Origin of the sequence: Myxococcus sp. CA039A (genome assembly GCF_013336645.1) — a bacterium.
In the GTDB taxonomy this organism is placed as follows: Bacteria; Myxococcota; Myxococcia; order Myxococcales; family Myxococcaceae; genus Myxococcus; species Myxococcus llanfairpwllgwyngyllgogerychwyrndrobwllllantysiliogogogochensis.
Genome location: NZ_JABUMQ010000237.1, coordinates 1 through 18,170, shown reverse-complemented (window position 1 = coordinate 18,170; position 18,170 = coordinate 1). Strand labels below are relative to the sequence as shown.

At 69.7% G+C, this 18,170-nt stretch carries 8 protein-coding genes; 6 read left to right on the top strand and 2 right to left on the bottom strand.

The genetic code is table 11. The features are described 5' to 3' along the window. Positions 1-105: 105 nt before the first annotated feature. The 4 genes from HR086_RS32110 to HR086_RS32095 all read left to right on the top strand — a co-directional run bounded on the left by HR086_RS32110 (position 106) and on the right by HR086_RS32095 (position 6,139). Positions 106-417, top strand: coding sequence for a hypothetical protein (locus HR086_RS32110; RefSeq protein WP_246137192.1), 312 nt, complete (start codon positions 106-108; stop codon positions 415-417). Between the two features lie 3 nt (positions 418-420). Next, positions 421-4,305 (top strand): type VI secretion IcmF C-terminal domain-containing protein, encoded by a 3,885-nt coding sequence (locus HR086_RS32105; RefSeq protein WP_141642931.1) that lies wholly within the window; start codon positions 421-423, stop codon positions 4,303-4,305. Further along, positions 4,302-4,832 (top strand): hypothetical protein, encoded by a 531-nt coding sequence (locus HR086_RS32100; protein WP_141642930.1) that lies wholly within the window; start codon positions 4,302-4,304, stop codon positions 4,830-4,832. Before HR086_RS32105 ends, HR086_RS32100 begins: the two co-directional genes overlap by 4 nt. 68 nt (positions 4,833-4,900) lie before the next feature. Further along, positions 4,901-6,139: a hypothetical protein gene (locus tag HR086_RS32095; protein ID WP_174461946.1), complete on the top strand. Its 1,239-nt coding sequence runs from the start codon at positions 4,901-4,903 to the stop codon at positions 6,137-6,139. A 137-nt stretch (positions 6,140-6,276) separates the two neighbouring features. On the opposite strand, the gene HR086_RS32090 is transcribed toward HR086_RS32095, so the two are convergent. Further along, positions 6,277-7,656 (bottom strand): hypothetical protein, encoded by a 1,380-nt coding sequence (locus HR086_RS32090; RefSeq protein WP_174467541.1) that lies wholly within the window; start codon positions 7,654-7,656, stop codon positions 6,277-6,279. A gap of 91 nt (positions 7,657-7,747) precedes the next feature. Next, positions 7,748-9,679, bottom strand: coding sequence for a hypothetical protein (locus tag HR086_RS32085; RefSeq protein ID WP_174467540.1), 1,932 nt, complete (start codon positions 9,677-9,679; stop codon positions 7,748-7,750). Between the two features lie 301 nt (positions 9,680-9,980). Here HR086_RS32085 and HR086_RS32080 point away from each other — a divergent pair, with 301 nt between their 5' ends. Then, positions 9,981-11,354: an OmpA family protein gene (locus tag HR086_RS32080; RefSeq protein ID WP_141642926.1), complete on the top strand. Its 1,374-nt coding sequence runs from the start codon at positions 9,981-9,983 to the stop codon at positions 11,352-11,354. After that, a partial coding sequence (locus HR086_RS32075) for an Ig-like domain-containing protein (RefSeq protein WP_217442033.1) occupies positions 11,351-18,170 on the top strand: 6,820 nt, incomplete at its 3' end. The genes HR086_RS32080 and HR086_RS32075, both read left to right, overlap by 4 nt.

Genomic DNA, 18,170 nt, shown 5'->3' with positions numbered 1-18,170 from the left:
CGCCCACCCTCTACGACTTCCCCTGGCGCTACTACGCCGTGACGATGTCCATCATCGTCGCGGTCCCCGTGCTGCTCTGGCACCTGTCCAACTGAGAGCCACCCCATGAATCCGCCGCCCCCCGCGTCACGAATGGACGCGAGCGCGTCCCGGAAGGCCATGGCCGAGCTGGTGGAGCGGCTGGAGCAGGTCGTCACTTCGTCCCTGGGAAGCCTCGCGGAGGGCACCCGCCCCCTGCTGGACGTGCTTCGTGAGGGGGCCCGTGCCCTGGAACCCGGCCCTGGCGGCGCCCGGCTCTCCCCGAAGGAGCGGGAGGCATGGGGCGTGCAACTGGAGGCGACATTGGAGCGACTGGAGGACGTCCTTGAAGGACTCCAGCTCGCGGCCCGCGCGAAAGCGGGCGGGAAGAGGGATTGAGTCATGGCGGGCGAGAAGACCCCTATCGCCGCGGCCGCGAGCGCTGCGGCGAACGCGAGTCCTGCGACGGTGGAAGCAGCGAAGCCCTATCTGACCTGGGTGTTGATAGGTCTGGCGGTGCTGCTCGCCGTGGCCCTCGTCGTGGGGCTGGTGTGGTGGTGGCGCAAGCGGCGCCGCGCCGCGCCGCAGGTGGAGCCGCGCAGGAAGCTGGACGCGAACGCGCTGGTGCGCATCCGCAAGCAGTTCCTGAGCGCGCTGCCGTGGCGCTACCGCGTGGCGGTGATGGACTTCCCCACGGTGGTGGTGTTCGGCCCGGCGGGCGCCGGCAAGACGACGCTCATCGACCTGGAGGTGGACTGGCGGCGGCAGGAGCGTCAGTTCATGCCCAGCTTCACCTCGGACCCGCTGCTCCAAATCTTCCTCGGGCCCGACAAAATCGTGCAGGAGGTCTCCGCGTCCCTGCTGGAGGATGACACCCAGGAGGCGCGCCGCGCGCTGCGGCGCCTGTGGGAGGCGAGCTTCCGACGGCAGAAGGGCCGGGTCGCCATCGCGCTGGACGCACGCTGGCTGGCGGAGACTCCGCCGGACGAAGTGCGCCGGGTCATCCAGCTGGTGCGCGGGAAGATCAACCTGCTCTCCGAGGTGTGCAAGGGCGCCGTGGAGACGCGGCTGTGCCTGACGCACATGGATGCGATGGTGGGCTTCCCGGACTTCGCCCAGCTCTTGCGCAGCCATGGCATTCCCCTGCACTGGGACGTGCCGCCGCCGGGTGAGGAGGCGAAGCTGGCCGCGGGGCTCCAGCCGATGGAGCAGTACTTCGCGCTCGGGCTCGTGTCGCTGTCGGTGGAGGCCTTCAGCCGGCTGGAGGAGTTCTACGCGCGCGGTGGCGAGTCCTTCGCGGCGCTCTCGCGCTTCGTCACCGGGCTGTGGGAAGGCGGCACGCTGTCGTATCGCCCGGAGCTGTCGCGGGTGTACCTGTCGTCGCCCATGCCGGAGGCGCGCTCCACGGGCGTGTTCGCCATCGCCCCGGAGAAGCGAAACATCGAGCTGCGCGCGCGCTACCGCGGCAAGCACCTGAGCCGCTGCGCGCTGCTGCTCGCGGTGGGCTGTCTGCCGGTGCTCGGGGCCTACGGGAACTTCTACAAGAAGCTGGAGGAAGCCCAGCGGCACATGGAGGACTTCGAGGCGACGGTGCAGCGGCTGGGGCAGCAGCACCTGACGGCGTCGGGCGAAGTCGTGGTGGACAAGGGTCAGGGCGCGATGCAGTCCATGGACACGCTGCTGGCCGCGGCGCGCTACTTCCCGCTCTTGAGCCACAGCTTCCTCGACGAGCAGGAGGTGCTGAGAGATCAGCTCGCCAACACCGTCCGGCTCTCGTACCTCAAGCCGCTGTTGGAGAGCTGCCAGGAGCAGTGCCAGCGCTGCGGCACGCTCATCCCCGGCTGCGCGCCGGCGGAGCTGGTGGGCAACCGCTCGCGCTGGGCGCCGACGCACTCGGACGAGCGCTGCGAGCGTGAGACGCTGTGCCGCCCGGAGCAGATGCTGCACGTCATGGCGGTGACGCGCGCCTCTCGCGGCGACGACATGGGCCGCTTCATCCTGTCCGGACTGGACGTGCAGTACCGCAAGCGCTGGAACTGGGCCGCGGACTCCCTGGGCTTCATCGGGACGCACGCCGCCGCGAAGGAATCCAACTGGATGCAGGCCACCAAGCTGCGCGAGGAGGTGGTGGGCGACTACATCATCTCCAGCGACCAGGCGTGGCGCGCGGGGATGCAGGCGCAGGGTCAGTTGCCGTGGATGCGCTGGCCCTACGAGTGGTTGACGGAGGAAAGCTACCTGGGCCCGTGGCGTGACCACCTCCAGCGGCTTCAGCTGGTGATGGGCGCCAGCGAGCTGGACCTGGAGCAGTGGCGGGTGCTGACCAGTGAGCGCAAGCGACTCCAGATAACCCTGGCCCAGAGCGTCGCGTACACGTCCGCGCGCAAGATGCTCGCGCTGCTGGACGCGTCGGGCGCGCCGGAGAGCCAGGCGACGCTCAAGGGCGTGGAGAGCACGCTCGACTCGATTGACTGGCACCGCGAGCACGAGCCGATGCTGGCCGCAGTGCTGCGCATGGAGGAGGAGATCGACGCGGGCCTGAAGGCGGCCGCGGAGATGTCCACCGCGGAGCTGCTGACGCGCACCGGGGGCCTCTTCGTGCCCACCAACGGGGATGCGCGCCTGGAGGTGCGGGTGCTGCAGCAGTCCTTCGAGTTCCGCCCGAAGGAGCTGTCCCGCGTGCTGCTGGACAAGCTGCTGCGGCAGATGGAGCAGGGCCAGCGGCCGTTCCAAAGGCAGACGGTGCGCCTGCCGGCGGGCGCGGTGGCGTCCGCGTCGGAGATGGGGATGGGCATGTCCATGGAGGACGCGATGGACATGGGCCGGGTGGACACCCTGCCCTCGCGCCATGGCTCGGAGTGGCTGACCTTCGAGACGGACATCCGGCCGCTGGTGGACGAGTTCACCATCCGCATGACGGACTCGAAGCTGTCGCGGGCGGAGGCCGCGCAGCGCCAGGGCTATGTGCTGAAGAAGGTCTCCAACTTCGGACAGCGCTACCGCCAGGACCTCCTGGTGAAGTACCGCGACTACCGTTTCACCGCGTTGACGACGTCGCTGGCCTCGGAGCTGTCGGCGGTGACGCAGCCGACGTCGGAGCTGGTGTCGATGCTGCGCGAGGTCGCCACGGGGGCGGGCATCGGCCCCATGGAGGGCCCGTACTACGAGCCGCTCCGGCAGGAGCTGTCCGCGTTCCGGCCCATCGTGCAGCTCATGACGCCGGACAAGGACGGCCAGACGGCGCAGCTCGCCGCCTATCTCTTGTTGGTGTCGCAGCTGCACACGGAGGTGTCGGGCTTCAACGCGGCGCCGGTGCTGGGAGAGCGCGTGGTCGTTCCCGCGTCGCTGCGCGCCGGGGGCGAGGAAGTGCCCGCGTCGACGGAGGAAGGCGGCCGGCAGCTCACGGACCTGCTCTCGCCGCTGGGCCGCGTGGGCCTGTCGATGCTGCTGGACGATGAAGGCTCCTACCTGCGCCGCGTGGATGCGTGGCTGGACAAGCAGGGCATCCTCGGGGAGCTGCGCCGGCCGTTCCGCGAGCCCTTCCTGATGACGCGAGAGCTGGGCCGGGCCGAGCTGGAGCGCGTGCTGGAGGAGCAGTGGGAGTGGCGCTTCCGGACGCTGCTCACGCCCCTCTTGCGGCGCTATCCGTTCGCCGTGGAGGCGAGCCAGGAGCTGGACCCCACGGAGCTGGAGGTGCTCAAGCGCAAGGACGGCGCCTTCTGGCAGTTCGTCAACCAGGTGCTGTCGCCGGTGGTGGAGGAGCGCGGCACGGAGTGGATGCTGCGCCGGGCGCTGCGTCAGCAGCTCTCCGTCCCGCCGCGAATGCTGGCGATGCTCGGGCGGCTTTCGAAGCTGGCGAAGCTGCTCTGGAATGACGAGGGCAAGCCCCAGCCGCTGATGCTCCAGGTGCGTCCGCTGCCGCTGCCGCCGTCGGGCGAGAACGGCTTCGTCACCATGTCCTTCCTGAAGTGCGGCGCGGCGGCGGCCTTCGGCTTCAACCAGACGCCCGCGTGGCAGGACTTCGCGCTGGCGTGGTGGGAGCCCCGGTCGGCCTCGGTGGGTGTCGAGCTGCGGGTGCCGGGGCGCGAGGGCAAGCGGTATCGCTCCACGGAGTTGTCGCGCTCGTCGTGGAACTGCTTCCGCATCCTGGATTCCGCCACGTTCGACGCCGAGCACAACGCCATCTGGCCGCTGCCGGGTCCGGATGGCTCGGAGCACTCGGAGATCCGCTTGCGCTTCGGCATGCGCGGTGGGCCGTGGACGCTGTTCCAGGAGGTGACGCGATGAGCGCGACGAAGGGGCCGTGGCTGGTGATGCTGGCGCTCGCGCTGGGCACGGTGGCCTGCGCGCCGACGCACCTAACCATCAACGTGAAGTCGCCGCCCGGGACGAACCAGGGACGGCCGATGCACATGCTGGTGCGCGCGGTGGATTCGCAGCGATACATGACGGAGTTCTACGCCGACGTGGCCGAGCGCGTGGTCCACCCGGATGACTCGGTGGTGCAGACGCTCGTCGTCTATCCCGGCGAGAAGACGCAGACGAAGGTGAAGATTCCGGAGGAGTCGCCGCTGGCCATCTCCTTCCTCTTCACCACGCCGGACGGGGCCTGGCAGGTGCTGCTGGACACGCCCATTCCGGGGCGCGTGGATATCGAGCTGGAAGAGAGCCGCATCCGCACGGACGCTCCGAAGAAGAAGCGCGCCCCCAAGGGCGAGGGGTCCAAGGTCGAACCCCCGAAAGTGGAACCGCCCAAGGTCGAGCCGCCCAAGGTGGAGGGCCCGAAAATCGAGGCCCCCTCCGCCGGGAAGTAGTCCAAAGGCGTCCCGTGCCGTCGTGCGGGGCGCAGCCCCACCGAAGCCCCTCACTTCGAGCAGACCCCATGAGCTACGACGACGTTCAGTTCATCGGCTATCACCACCAGCTTGGCTACAACGCGAAGAACCCGGGCGCCCCTGGGCGTATCTGGAACGGGACGCACAAGCTCTTCCCTGGCCCTCCACACCGTGTCGTGGCCGGCAAGGGGACCCAGGCGTACAAGGGCCACGCGAACGACCGCACCGACCTGACGAACCGGTGCTCCTACGTGAAGAACGCCATCCTGGCGGCGGCCAACAGTCCGCACACGGACATGGACGCCACCACGCTCAAGGTGTTCGTGATGCCGGAGTTCTTCTTCCGGGGCGTCCGCGGCGGCTACCCGTTGGAGCTCATCGCCGACGTGCTCAAGGACTTCCGCAAGTGGTCGTTCAATGCGCGGCCGGACCGGTTCAGGAACTGGCTGTTCGTCCTCGGGACCATCATCGGGTACATGGATGTGATGGACCCCGTGGTGCCCAACAGGAAGACGGGCGTCGAGGTCTTCAACATCGCGCTCATCCAACAAGGGGGCTTCCTGAACCCGGATGGAAAGCACGAGCGGCTCGTCTACAAGGAATACGTCTCCGGCATCGACTACATCAACGAGACGACGACGACCTTCGATGCCGCCTGGGCTCGCATCGGACACGTTGACACGCGCGGAATGAGCCTGCTCGGCTCCGTCAACAAGTACCGCACCACGGTGCCCACCCTGGGCTCTCACGACGCCTTGTCCCAGGCCCCTACCCGAAGCCAGAACCGCGACGAGTGGTCCACCAACTCCTTGCAGGGTGGCTGCATCTTCCGGCTCGGCGATGCCCACGAGGACATCAACGAGGTCTGCATCGGAGTGGAGGTCTGCCTGGACCACTTGCAGCGGCGCATGAAGAACAGCCCGGAGGGAATCGACACCATCGAGCCGATGATTCAAGTCATCCCCTCCGCCGGGATGGACATCAAGGACCCCGCCGTCCGCGTCGTGAACACCGGGTATGTCTTCAACGTCGACGGCCTGCGCACCCAGGCGAGCGCGCCGCCCGCCATCGAACTGAAGCAGTGGAACGGGGCGGCGACGGTCGCCCTGGAGACCCCGGGCACGTTCAACATCATCCCAGTCCCCAACCCCGTGCGCGTCGGCGGCGCGTTGGTCGCCACCGACTACTTCGCCTCCGCGGGCGAGGTGAAGATCTACGACACCCGGGTGATGCCCCCGCGCGTGCCCGTCGGTAACTTCCTGGCCAACCTGTTCGGGGAGTTGTAACGCCCAGGGTCCTGGAACATCCGACCAGGCTCCGTCGAGAAGTGTCTCTCGAACGACTACGAGCCTGGATTCGTGCGAGTTGTCGCATGTCCGCGACAACCCCTTGTCTCGGAATCACCCGACGGATTGACAGCGACTCACGCCCGGAGCGGGCCTCCGGGCCCTGGTGTCACGGGAGGTGGCGGCAGCGCCATCCGCGCCTCCAGTGAGTCGAGCGACGCACCGACGGTGCCCGCCACGCCATCCACCTGGGACTTCAAACCCGTGCGCGCCGTGGTGACCTGCTCCTCGGCGGAAGCGCCCGCGGCCTCCATCTGAGCCTGGGCGGCCTGGGCCCCGGCGTCGACCTGTTGCTCCAGCGCAGGGAGCCGCGCCTTCACCTGGGACTTCACCGCCTCCACCTGAGCAGCCATCTGGTCCTGGATGGCCGAGACTTGCGCGACGGCCTGGTCCCTCGCGGTCCCCACCTGCGTGACGGCGGCGGACACCGCGGCATCCATCTGCGCGCTCGCGGGCTGCACCTGTGAGAGAACGGCCTGCTTCAGCGAGTCGACCTGCTGCACGAGCTGCTGCTGGAGCGTGTCCACCTGTTGGAGCGCCTGGGTCCGCACCGTGTCCACCTGGGTGAGCACCTGCTCCTGGAGCGACTGCATCTGCGTCGCCATCTGCGAGGAGAACGTGCCGAGCTGCGTGGTGATTTGCGTCACCACCTGCTGGATGGACTGCACCGCCGGAGTCACGAGCGGCTTGGGGAGGTTCGCCGCCGGAATCGCATCCAACAGCGTACTCACGCGCGTGAGCAGCGCCTCCAGCGAGCCGACGAGCGTCTGATACAGCGTCTGGAGTTGCTCCAGCACCGCGGGCAGCGGAGTGAAGAGCGACAGCACCTGCTCCTTCACCGTGGCCAATTGCGTGAGGACGGACTCCAGCGTCGCGAGCGCGGTGTTGACCGCCTGTTGCAGCGGCTCGCGGATGGCGGCGACGGCGGCGACCGCGCCTTTCACCAGGGCATCCAGCGCCTCGCTCGCCTGGGTGATGATGCCTTCCACCTGGGCCTGCGCGGGCACGACGGCCTTCTCCACCGTCTCCACCTGCGAGAGCAGGGACTCGACCTGCCCGGACATCGTCGACTCGAGCGTGCCCAGCGACGTCGCCGCGCCCTCGCGGCTCGAACGCAGTGGCGAGCCCACGCTCCCCTCCAGCGCGGCCAACGACGACGCCATCGATACGGAAGCGCCATCCACCTGGGTGCGCAGGGGGGACAACTCCGCGCGCAGCGTGGCCGCGTCCGCGTCGTCCTTTCGCGACGCCAGCTTCGCGTCGAGCGCGTCGATGCGCCCCAGGAGCGCCGCGAGCACGGGCTCCAGCTCGGGACGAATCGACGTGATGAGGGCATCGATGCCATTTCCCACGGACTCGACGGCCGTGCGCGAGGAGCCCACGCGCGCCGTGCAGCCCGCCCCGCACGACTCCAGGTCGCCTCGAAGCTCCGTCAGCGTCCCCAGCAATGCCTTCACGGTTCGACCTCCCTTCGGCTCCGGGCCCACGCATGGAGGCCCCACGTCACTCGCGCCCATGGGCCGTGCCCGGGCGACAGGTCCTCGCGCGTCACTTGAGTCGCTCCAGCGCCACGCGTGCCTCGGCCGCGGCGCCATCCAGCGGAGCGGTGCTCCCGTTGAGTCCCGACAGGGCACCGTTGAGCGCGGCCCGCGTCTCGGCCACCTTCGCGTTCACCGCCGCCTGTGCGGCCTCCAGCTTCGCCTGCATCTCCGCCGTGGCGCCGTCCAGCTTCGCTTGAGAGGCACCGGCCGCCGTCTTGTACGCGGCGGTCGTCTCGCCCATGGCCCCGCTCACGCCCGCCGTGAGGTCCGCGCGCGCCGTCTCGACTTGCGGCGAGACATCGTAGGTGGACTCGGCGGCGGCGGCGCCGGGCTCCTCCTTCGTGCGGAACATCATCACGCCCTCGGCCATGCGCACCGTCTCGGTGTCCGGACCGGAGACCCGGCGCAGGTGCCACACGGGCTTCATGTCCTGGTAGTCGTGGACGATGGACGTCTGACTGGTGTCGTTCTTCCCCAGCAGGATTCCGTCCCCCTGCCCTGCCTGGGGAAGCCGCGCGGCGTCAGCCCAGTCGAGGTGACGATGCAGTTCCGCCCGGTCGAAGTGCAGCGCGACCAGCACGCGCGCGTTCTTGTACGGCGGGAAGTAGAAGTGTCCGGGGAAGAAGCCCGGCTCGGCCGGCACGCTCACCGCCTTGTTCCACAGCGGCACCGTCACCCGCCACGTGAGCACCGAGGTCTTCTTGTCCTCCGACAGCAGATAGATGCGGTCCTTCTCCCCGCCTCCAGGGCTGAGCACCTTGCCCTCGACGTGGATGGGATATCGCGGCGTCCGATGCACCGGCAGCGTCACCGTGGTGTCCGTCGTGCGCTCCACCAGGAGCGACATCTCCACCGTGAAGCCCGCGTCCTGAGTCTGAAGCCCCGCGTGAGGCCCCTCGTTGAGCGTCCGAGCCTCCAGCTTCAGCTCCACGGAGCGCAGGTCCTCCCCCATCCCCACGGCCGCGCTGCCCCACAGCACGCCCTCCAGTCGAATCCCCGCGCCGGGATTCACCGCGACGGTGGGGTAGTGGCGGAACGTGAGTCGCATCCGTCGTTGGGGGACGCGCAGGCGGGAGACCTCCAGCGTCTGCCGCTGCTCCACCTGGGAGACGATGGGCGTGCGCACCAGATGGTCCTGATGGAGCCCCACGACTCCCACGGTCGCCGGGACATCCAGCGTGGAGGGCTTGAGCGCGGAGACATTGAGGACCCGAGCCGCGTGCCTGGGCACGGCCGGCATCACCACCTCCACCCGCTCCACCTTCTCGCGTGACAGGGGCGCGGCCGTGCCCACGGGCGCCTTGCGGCCCAGGAGCGCATAACGGTCCTTCACGCTGTCATAGGTCCACACGCCGCCCCGGCTCGCCGCAAGCCACGCGACGAAGTCATGGAAGCCCACGCCCGGCGCGTCCTCTCCCAGCGCGAGACAGATGAGGGGCCGCTTCTCGTCGAGCACGTCCCAGTCACAGTCCAGCGCGAAGGCCCCCGCCGTGTGCTCCGTCAGCAGGGCCGCCAGGGTGGTGTCCGTGCGCAGCTCGGTGGGACGGTGCTGGCGCCAGAGCACCCGGGCGGCGTCCTCGAACTCCACCGTGTAGCGCCGGAAGCGCACCGGCGCGCCCTCCACCGGGCCGTGCGTCCGAGCTTCCATCCCCCGGGCACGCGCCAGCCCATGGAGGGTGAGCGGCTCCGGCGGCGTCTTCGGAACAGGGTAGCCCCCCTTGATGATGGAGAGCTTCACGTCCAGGAGGTCCTGGGTGGAGAACGCGGTGAAGAGCGCCGCGTCATCCTTCTCCAGTCCGGTCCAGAAGCGCACCGAGGCGGTGAAGCCGTGCGGCAGGAGCTGGACGGAGAAGGCCTCCACCTGTCCGCCGGGAATGACGAAGGTCTGCCCGCCCTGGGTCAGCGTGAGGGACAGCGCGAGTCGTTCCTGGAAGGCCATGCGTCCGCGAGCACTTGCCCGTTCCGTGCCAGCCCGAAGCCGGGCCCCTGGCCCCGAAACCCGCCGCCCTGCGCCTCGCTTGCGGTCCGCGAGGACGCAACCGCGTTCCACCGGCACGCATGACGAGGCCTCGCCTGGGGTGCTTGCGACGCAGCGGCCTTGGTACGTGCCTTGCTCTCGGCCTCAACCCGGCACGTGTCCGCGGGCTGTCTCCCGCATGAACCCCTTGTCTGTCACGTGCCATGGGATGCGGATGAGCGGTTGGCGCGCCAGGTGGCAGCGAAGATGGACTCTGGCGGCCTTGCTGCTGGCGCAGGTGGCTCGCGCCCAGGAGCCAGCGTCCCTTCCAGCATTCGCCCTGGAGCGCCTGGAGGTGAATCCAGGCCCCGGCCCGCTGGCGACGGGCGGCGGCACCGTGCTGCGCGACGGCGAGCTGCGGGTGATGGTGCTCGGTCACTATCAACACGAGCCGCTGACCTTGAACGCCAAGGGGGAGAACATGCCCCTGTTGCGCAGTCGCTCGACGGCGGTGTTCGTCATGGGCTGGGGCCTGAGTTCCCGGCTCCAGTTGGACGTCCGGCTGCCCGTGCTGACCCAGCGAGAGGGAGATGACCTGACGTCGCAAGGGGTCATCGCCCCCACGCGCCATGGCGTCGGCGCGCCGCGAGTGGGTGCCCGCGTGGGGCTCTTGCGCACGGAGGAGGACGACTCCGTGGACCTGGCCGCGGAGGTGGGGGTCTTCCTCCCCATGGGAACGCAGGGAGCGCTGGCGCGCGAAGCGGAGACGAGCCTCCTCGCGAAGGTGATGGTGGGAGGAAGGCTGGGCACCCGCTTCGCTCCGTCCTTCGAGCTGGGCATGCTGGTGCGCCCCACCGCGGTCATCCAGGTCCCCACGCTGGAGTCACGTGAGCTGGGGAGTGAGCTTCGGATTGGCGCGGGGTTGATGACGGTGGGCTCGCCGTTGCGGGCGGAGCTGGCGCTCAACGCGGGCCTCTCCTGGAAGCAGGCACGCGGCGCGGTGGAGCTGTTGGGAGGCGGGCGCTATGCGCCCCGGGACGGCGTGGAGCTGTTCGCGCTCGGCGGCCTGGGCTTCGGCGCGGAGCCGGGCGTCCCTCTCTTCCGGCTGCTCGCGGGCGTGTCCTTCTCGTACATGCTGGGGGAGGACTCGCGACCGGACTCGGACACGAGCATCGTCCACGAGTCCGTGCCCCTGCCCATCCCGACGAGGCGCGCGAGCGAGTTCCAGAGCAGCCAGGGTTCAATGATTCCGAACCCCGGGGAGATGTCGCCCATCGCGAACGTGTCGAGGGACCGCTTCGTGCTCGAGGGCAAGGTGTACTTCCGCAGTGGCAGCACGGAGCTGCCCGCCGAGTCCGCGGACCTGGACCGCGCCGTGGAGATGCTGCTCACGAATCCCGCGGTGAAGATGATGACGGTCGACGGTCATACGGATGACTCGACCGCGGAGACGTTCAATCCACGCCTGGGCCGAAGCCGCGCCGAGGCCGTGTGGCGCTACCTCGTGGAACACGGGGTGTCCCCCAACAAGCTGCGGCTCCGGAGCTACGGCCCGGAGCATCCCGCTCAAAGCAACAGCACCCCCGAGGGCCGGGAGCGAAACCGCCGGGTTGAGCTCCTCCTCATGCTGCCGACCACTCAGGAAGCCTCGCCATGAAATCATCGGGATGGATGCACCTTTTGACCTGCGCCCTGGCGCTGGTCGCGCTTCCCGCGTTCGCGGAGGCGGATGTCTTCGGGCTCGGCGCGGGGCGTGATGAGACGCTGACCGTCCAGGCCCATGAGAGCCGGGTCATCAACAGCTATGCCGCGGTGACGTCGCCCTTGAGCAAGGGGGACCACGAGCTTCAGGTCGACGCCCCCGAGGGCTTCGTCGCCGGTGACCTGGTGATGGTGTTGCAGACGCTGGGCGTCGGCCCCGTGCGGTCCTCGTCCGTGGCCACGTTCACCTTTGGCCCCCGGGAGCAGAGCCCGGGGGGAGTCTGGGAGCTGGCGCGAGTGGCGCGGGTGCGGGGAGCCGTGCTGACGCTGACCCGTCCCGTGCTGAATGACTTCGTGCCCCTGTCCACGCAGGTCATCCGCGTGCCTGAGTACACGAGCGTCACCATCCATCCGACCGGGGAGCTGAAGGCCCGGAGCTGGAATGGCACCTCTGGTGGCGTGGTGGCCTTCCTGGCCTCCGGCACGCTGCACAACGGCGGCATAATCACCGCGAGCGGCGCGCTGTTGCGTCAGCAGCCCCTGGGTGATGGCGGCGTCGTCTTCTTCCGGGCGCGCAAGCTCACGGGCGCGGGCCGCATCGAAGCCAATGGCCAGGCGTTGCCATGGGACCTGGGCACCGAGGGCGGTGGCGAGGGAGGAAGCATCTCCGCGCGGCTGGTGGAGAGCGCCGAGTGCGAAGCGCTGATGGCCCAGGGCGGGCCCGGGGTTCCCGCGGAGTCCTTTGGCGCCCAGGAGGGATTTGGCCCTGGAGCGGGTGGCAAGGTGCTGCTCCAGGCAGGCAGCCTGACGGGCTGTCCCGTCCGCGTGACGGGCGGAGAGAGCGTCTCCGGCGATGTGGGGACGAGCGTGGGTGAACCGGGTGATGTCACGCTGGTGGAGCACGCGCTCGTCATTCCGAGGACGCCGGTCATCACCACGCCCGGCGACGGCCAGGCGCTGACGGCTCCGACGCCGGTCGTCACGGGCACGGGAGATCCCGGCGCCACCGTCTTCCTGCGCATGGGCAACATCGAGCGCCCCGCCACGCCGGAGTGGGAGTTTCCCGCCACGCCGGTGGGCGACGCTGGAGACTTCTCGGTCCGTGTGCCAACGGACCTCGATGACGGCGTCTACTCGCTCACCGCGCACGCCGAGTTCGAAGGGCTGAGCAGCCTGTCGAGCGACCCCGTCTATTTCACCGTGGAAGCCTTCGCGCCCCCGCTCGCGCCCGTGATTCTGACGCCGACCGAAGGGGAATTGGTGGGCACCGGCGGCACCGACTTCTCGGGCACCGCCGAACCCGATAGCCGGGTGGACCTCCTGCTGGATGGCGTCCCCTACGCCACCATCGATGCGAGCCCCGCCGGCGAGTGGTCCTTCCTGCCGAGCACCCCGCTCACCGAGGGGGCGCGCACGCTGACCGCGACCGCTACCGACGCCGACGACAACACGAGCCCCGTCGCCGAGCGCCACTTCACCGTGGACACGACGCCGCCTCTCGCACCGGTGATTGAGACGCCGATCGACGCCGCACGGGTGGGCAGCGCCGGGACAGGCTTCTCTGGCACCGCGGAGAACTCGAGCACCGTGACGGTCCTCGTGGACGGCCTCCTCATCGGCACCGCGACGGCGCACACCACCACTGGCGCCTGGTCGCTGCCCAACAACACCTCGCTCGCCGAAGGCTCCCGCACGATGACCGTCACGGCCAAAGACGCCACTGGCAATACGAGCCCCGCAGCGCAGCGCACCTTCTCCGTTGACAAGACGCCCCCCGTCGCACCGGTGATTCAGACGCCGATCAACGCCGCACGGGTGGGCAGCGCCGGAACAGACTTCTCGGGCACCGCCGAGAACTCGAGCACCGTGACAGTCCTCGTGGACGGCCTCCTCATCGGCACCGCGACGGCGCACACCACCACTGGCGCATGGTCGCTGCCCAACAACACCTCGCTCGCCGAGGGCTCCCGCACGATGACCGTCACGGCCAAAGACGCCGCTGGCAATACGAGCCCCACCGCGCAGCGCACCTTCACCGTGGACAAGACGCCGCCCGCCGTCCCCGTGATTCAGACGCCCGCTTCGGGCGCCGTGGTGGGCGCCACTGGAACGAACTTCTCGGGCACCGCCGAGAACTCGAGCACCGTCACGGTCCATCTGGATGGCAATTTCGTCGGCACCGCCACGGCGCACGCCACCACCGGTGCCTGGACGGTGCCCGCGAGCAGCTCCCAGGGAGCAGGGCCGCACACCGTGACCGCCACCGCCACCGACGCCGCCGGCAACATCAGCCCCACCACGGAGAACGCCTTCACCGTGGACGCGGCGGCGCCTGACGCCCCCGTGATTCAGACACCCGCTTCGGGCGCCGCCGTGGGCACCGCTGGCACGGGCTTCTCCGGCACCGCCGAGAACTCGAGCACCGTGACGGTCCTCGTGGACGGCCTTCTCATCGGCACCGCGACGGCGCACACCACCACTGGCGCATGGTCGCTGCCCAACAACACCTCGCTCGCCGAGGGCTCCCGCACGATGACCGTCACGGCCGAAGACGCCGCTGGCAACACGAGCCCCGCCGCGCAGCGCACCTTCACCGTGGACAAGACGCCCCCCGCCGTCCCCGTGATTCAGACGCCCGCCGCGAGCACCGTGGTGGGTGCCACTGGAACGGACTTCTCCGGCACCGCCGAGGCAAACAGCACCGTGACGGTCCTCGTGGACGGCCTCCTCATCGGCACCGCCACGGCGCACGCCACCACCGGTGTCTGGTCCCTGCCGAACAACACCTCGCTCGACGAGGGCTCCCGCACGATGACCGTCACGGCCCAAGACGCCGCTGGCAATACGAGCCCCGCAGCGCAGCGCACTTTCACCGTGGACAAGACGCCCCCCGCCGTCCCCGTGATTCAGACGCCCGCTTCGGGCGCCGTGGTGGGCGCCGCTGGAACGGACTTCTCCGGCACCGCCGAGGCAAACAGCATCGTGACGGTCCACGTGGACGGAGCCTTCGTCGGCACCACCACGGCGCACGCCACCACGGGTGCCTGGACGGTCCCCGCGAGCAGCTCCCTGGATGAAGGGCCGCACACCGTGACGGCCACCGCCACCGACGGCGTCGGCAACATCAGCCCCACCGCGGAGAACGCCTTCGCCGTGGACGCGGCGGGGCCCGTGGTCCCCCTGATTCAGACACCCGTCGCGGGCACCGTGGTGGGCAGCGCCGGCACGACCTTCTCCGGAACCGCCGAGAACTCGAGCACCGTGACAGTCCTCGTGGACGGCCTTCTCATTGGCACCACCACGGCGCACGCAACCACCGGCGCCTGGTCCCTGCCCAACAACACCTCGCTCGCCGAAGGCTCGCACACGATGACCGTCACGGCCAAAGACGCCGCTGGCAACACGAGCCCCACCGCGCAGCGCACCTTCGCCGTGGACAAGACGCCCCCCCCTGCCCCCGTGATTCAGACGCCCGCCTCGGGCGCCGTGGTGGGCACCGCTGGAACGGGCTTCTCCGGCACCGCGGAGGCCAACAGCATCGTGACGGTCCGCGTGGGTACCACCGTCGTCGGCACCCCGCAGGCCACTGGCACGGGCGCCTGGTCGGTGCCCACGCAGACGGGCTTCACGCACGGCTCCTACACCGTGACGGTCACCGCCACCGATGCTGGCAACAACGTGGGCCCCGCCGCGACCCGCACCTTCACCGTGGACACCGCGGCGCCCTCCGCGCCTGTCATCCTGACGCCGAATCCCGACACAGTGGTGGGCCCCGCGGGCACGGGCTTCTCAGGCACCGCCGAGGCGAACAGCACCGTGAGCGTCAGCGTCGACGGAGTGCCCATCGGCAACGCCCAGGCGAGCGGCCCCGGCGGGGCATGGTCCCTTCCTGTCAGCACGGGCTTCGCCAACGGCACTCGCACGGTGTCCGCCACCGCCACGGACGCGGCGAACAACACCAGTCTCCCCACGGCCATCAGCTTCGTCGTGGACGTGACGCCGCCCGCCGCGCCCGTGATTCAGACCCCCAACCCCCTCACCGTGGTGGGCACGGCGGGAACGGGCTTCTCCGGCACCGCGGAGAACGTGAGCACCGTCACGGTCCGCGTGGATGGCGCGCCCGTCGGCACCACCCAGGCCGGCCCCAGTGGGAACTGGCTGCTCGCGCCCCAGGCTGGCTTCACCCATGGAACGCACACCGTGACGGCCATCGCCACCGACGCGCTCGGTAACACGAGCAGCACCGCGGAGAGCACCTTCACCGTGGACATCGCCGCTCCCGCCGCGCCCGTGATTCAGACGCCGGCGGAGGGCGCGGTCATCGGCCCGGCCGGCACTTCGTTCTCCGGCACCGCGGAGAACCTGAGCATGGTGAATGTCTACGTGGATGGCCAGTCCGTCGGCGGAATCCAGGCCTCCGGCACCGGCACCTGGTCCCTGCCCGTCCGGACGGGATTCACGAACGGCGCCCACACCGTGACGGCCACCGCCACCGATGCCGCGAACAACCTCAGCGCCACCGCCAGCCATGGCATCGTCGTCGACATCATCGCCCCCTCCGCGCCTGTCATCCAGGTTCCCACCGAAGGCGCGGTGGTGGGCCCCGTTGGCACGGGGATCTCCGGCACCGCCGAGGCGAACAGCACGGTCAAGGTCAGCGTCGATGGCGCCGCGCATGGCACCGTCCAGGCCAACGGCCTGGGGGCCTGGTCCCTGCCCGTCAGCACGACCTTCACGCACGGCCCTCACACGGTAACGGCCACCACCACCGACGTGCAGGGCAACACGAGCGTCGTCGCGGAGCGCCACTTCTCCGTGGACATCGAGGCGCCCACCGCGCCGGTGATCCAGACGCCGAACTCCACCACGGTGGTGGGCCCCGCGGGAACGGGCTTCTCCGGTACCGCCGAGGCGGACAGCACGGTGAAGGTCAGCGTGGATGGCGCGCCCGTCGGCACCGCCCAGGCCAATACCTCCGGCGCCTGGTCCCTGCCCACGCAGGGCGGCTTCACGGACGGGGCACATACGGTGACCGCCACCGCCACCGACGCGTCGAACAACACGAGCGCCACCGCGACGTCCACCTTCACCGTGGACATCACCGCCCCCGCGGCTCCCGTGATTCAGACCCCCAATCCCGACACCGTGGTGGGCGCCGCGGGCACGGCCTTCTCGGGCACGGCCGAGCGACTGAGCACCGTCCGGGTCAGCGTCGACGGCGGCCTCATCGCGTCCCCGCAGACCACCGCCGAGGGCACCTGGTCGATAGCGATTCGCACGGGCTTCGGCGCGGGCTCGCATACGGTGACGGCCATCGCCACCGACGCCTTGAACAACACGAGCACCACCGCGACGTCCACCTTCACCGTGGACCTGACGCCCCCCGCCGCGCCCGTCATCCTGACGCCGACCGTGGACATCGTGGTGGGCGAGGACGGAACGGGCTTCTCCGGCACCGCCGAGCCCCGCAGCAGCGTGAGAGTCCTCGTGGATGGGGACCTCGTCGGCACCGCCGTGGTGAATGGCGGCGGGAACTGGTCACTGCCCACCCTGGTGGAATATCCGCATGGCACCCACCTGGTGACAGCCACCGCCACGGATCCCGCGAACAACACCAGTGCGCCCGCGGAGGTCCGCTTCACCGTGGACGTGACGGACCCCAGCGCCCCCACCATCCTGAAACCCACGACGGGCACCCTGGTCAACGCGAACGGAACGGCCTTCGAGGGCACCGCCGAGCCACTGAGTACCGTGAAGCTCCTCATCAACGAGGCCGTGTTCGTCACGGCGGTGACGAACATCAACGGACAGTGGGCCGTGCCTGTGAGCACCACGCTGGGTGATGGCCCCCACACCGTGACGGCCACCGCCACCGACGTCGCGAAGAACGAGAGCGCCCCCTCCGTGGCCATCCAGATCACCGTGGATGCCTCCCGCCCGGCGATTCCCATCCTCACCAGCCCGGCCGCCGATGCCGTGGTGGGCAAGGCGCGCCCCGACTTCATCGGAACCACCGAGGCGGGCGCCAAGGTGAGCATCTTCATCGACGGCGCATTGGCGGGCGCCGTGACGGCGTCGAGCACCGGTGCCTGGACGTTCGCCCCCGTGGCGGGGCTGAGCCAGGCGAGACACGACGTTCAGGTCCAAGCCACCGACCTCGCCGGGAACACGGGAGACCCGTCCTCCTCGAGGTCCTTCCGCGTGGATACGACGCCTCCCACCACGGTGGTCTCCGTGCCCGCCCAGAACGCGACACTCACCACTCCCACCCCTCGAATCGAAGGGACGGCGGAGGCGGACAGCACCATCTTCATCACCCTGGATGGCACCACCCTCCCGGGTGTCACCGTGGATGGCGCGGGGAACTGGTTCTATGTGCCTCCCCAGGGCCTCGCCAACGGGCGGCACGACATGCTGGTGCAGGCGATGGACCTCGCCGGCAACGAGGGGCCTCGCATCACACGCGCCTTCACGCTCGACCTGGAGCCCCCGGGCAAGCCCGAGCTGCGGACCCCCGCGAATGCCGCGCTCGTGAACTCGCCGACGCCGCTCATCGTCGGCACGGCCCCGCAGCAATGCGTCCTCACGGTGCGCCTGGATGGCCTGCCCCAGGACCAGCATCCGGTCATCGCCAGCACGGGCGAGTGGAAGTTCACGCCCTCGGCGGCGCTGTCGGATGGGCTCCATCTGGTCAACGCGTACTGCACGGACGCCTTCAAGCGGACCGGCCCCGATTCCACGACCCACGCCTTCACCGTGGACACCTCAAAGC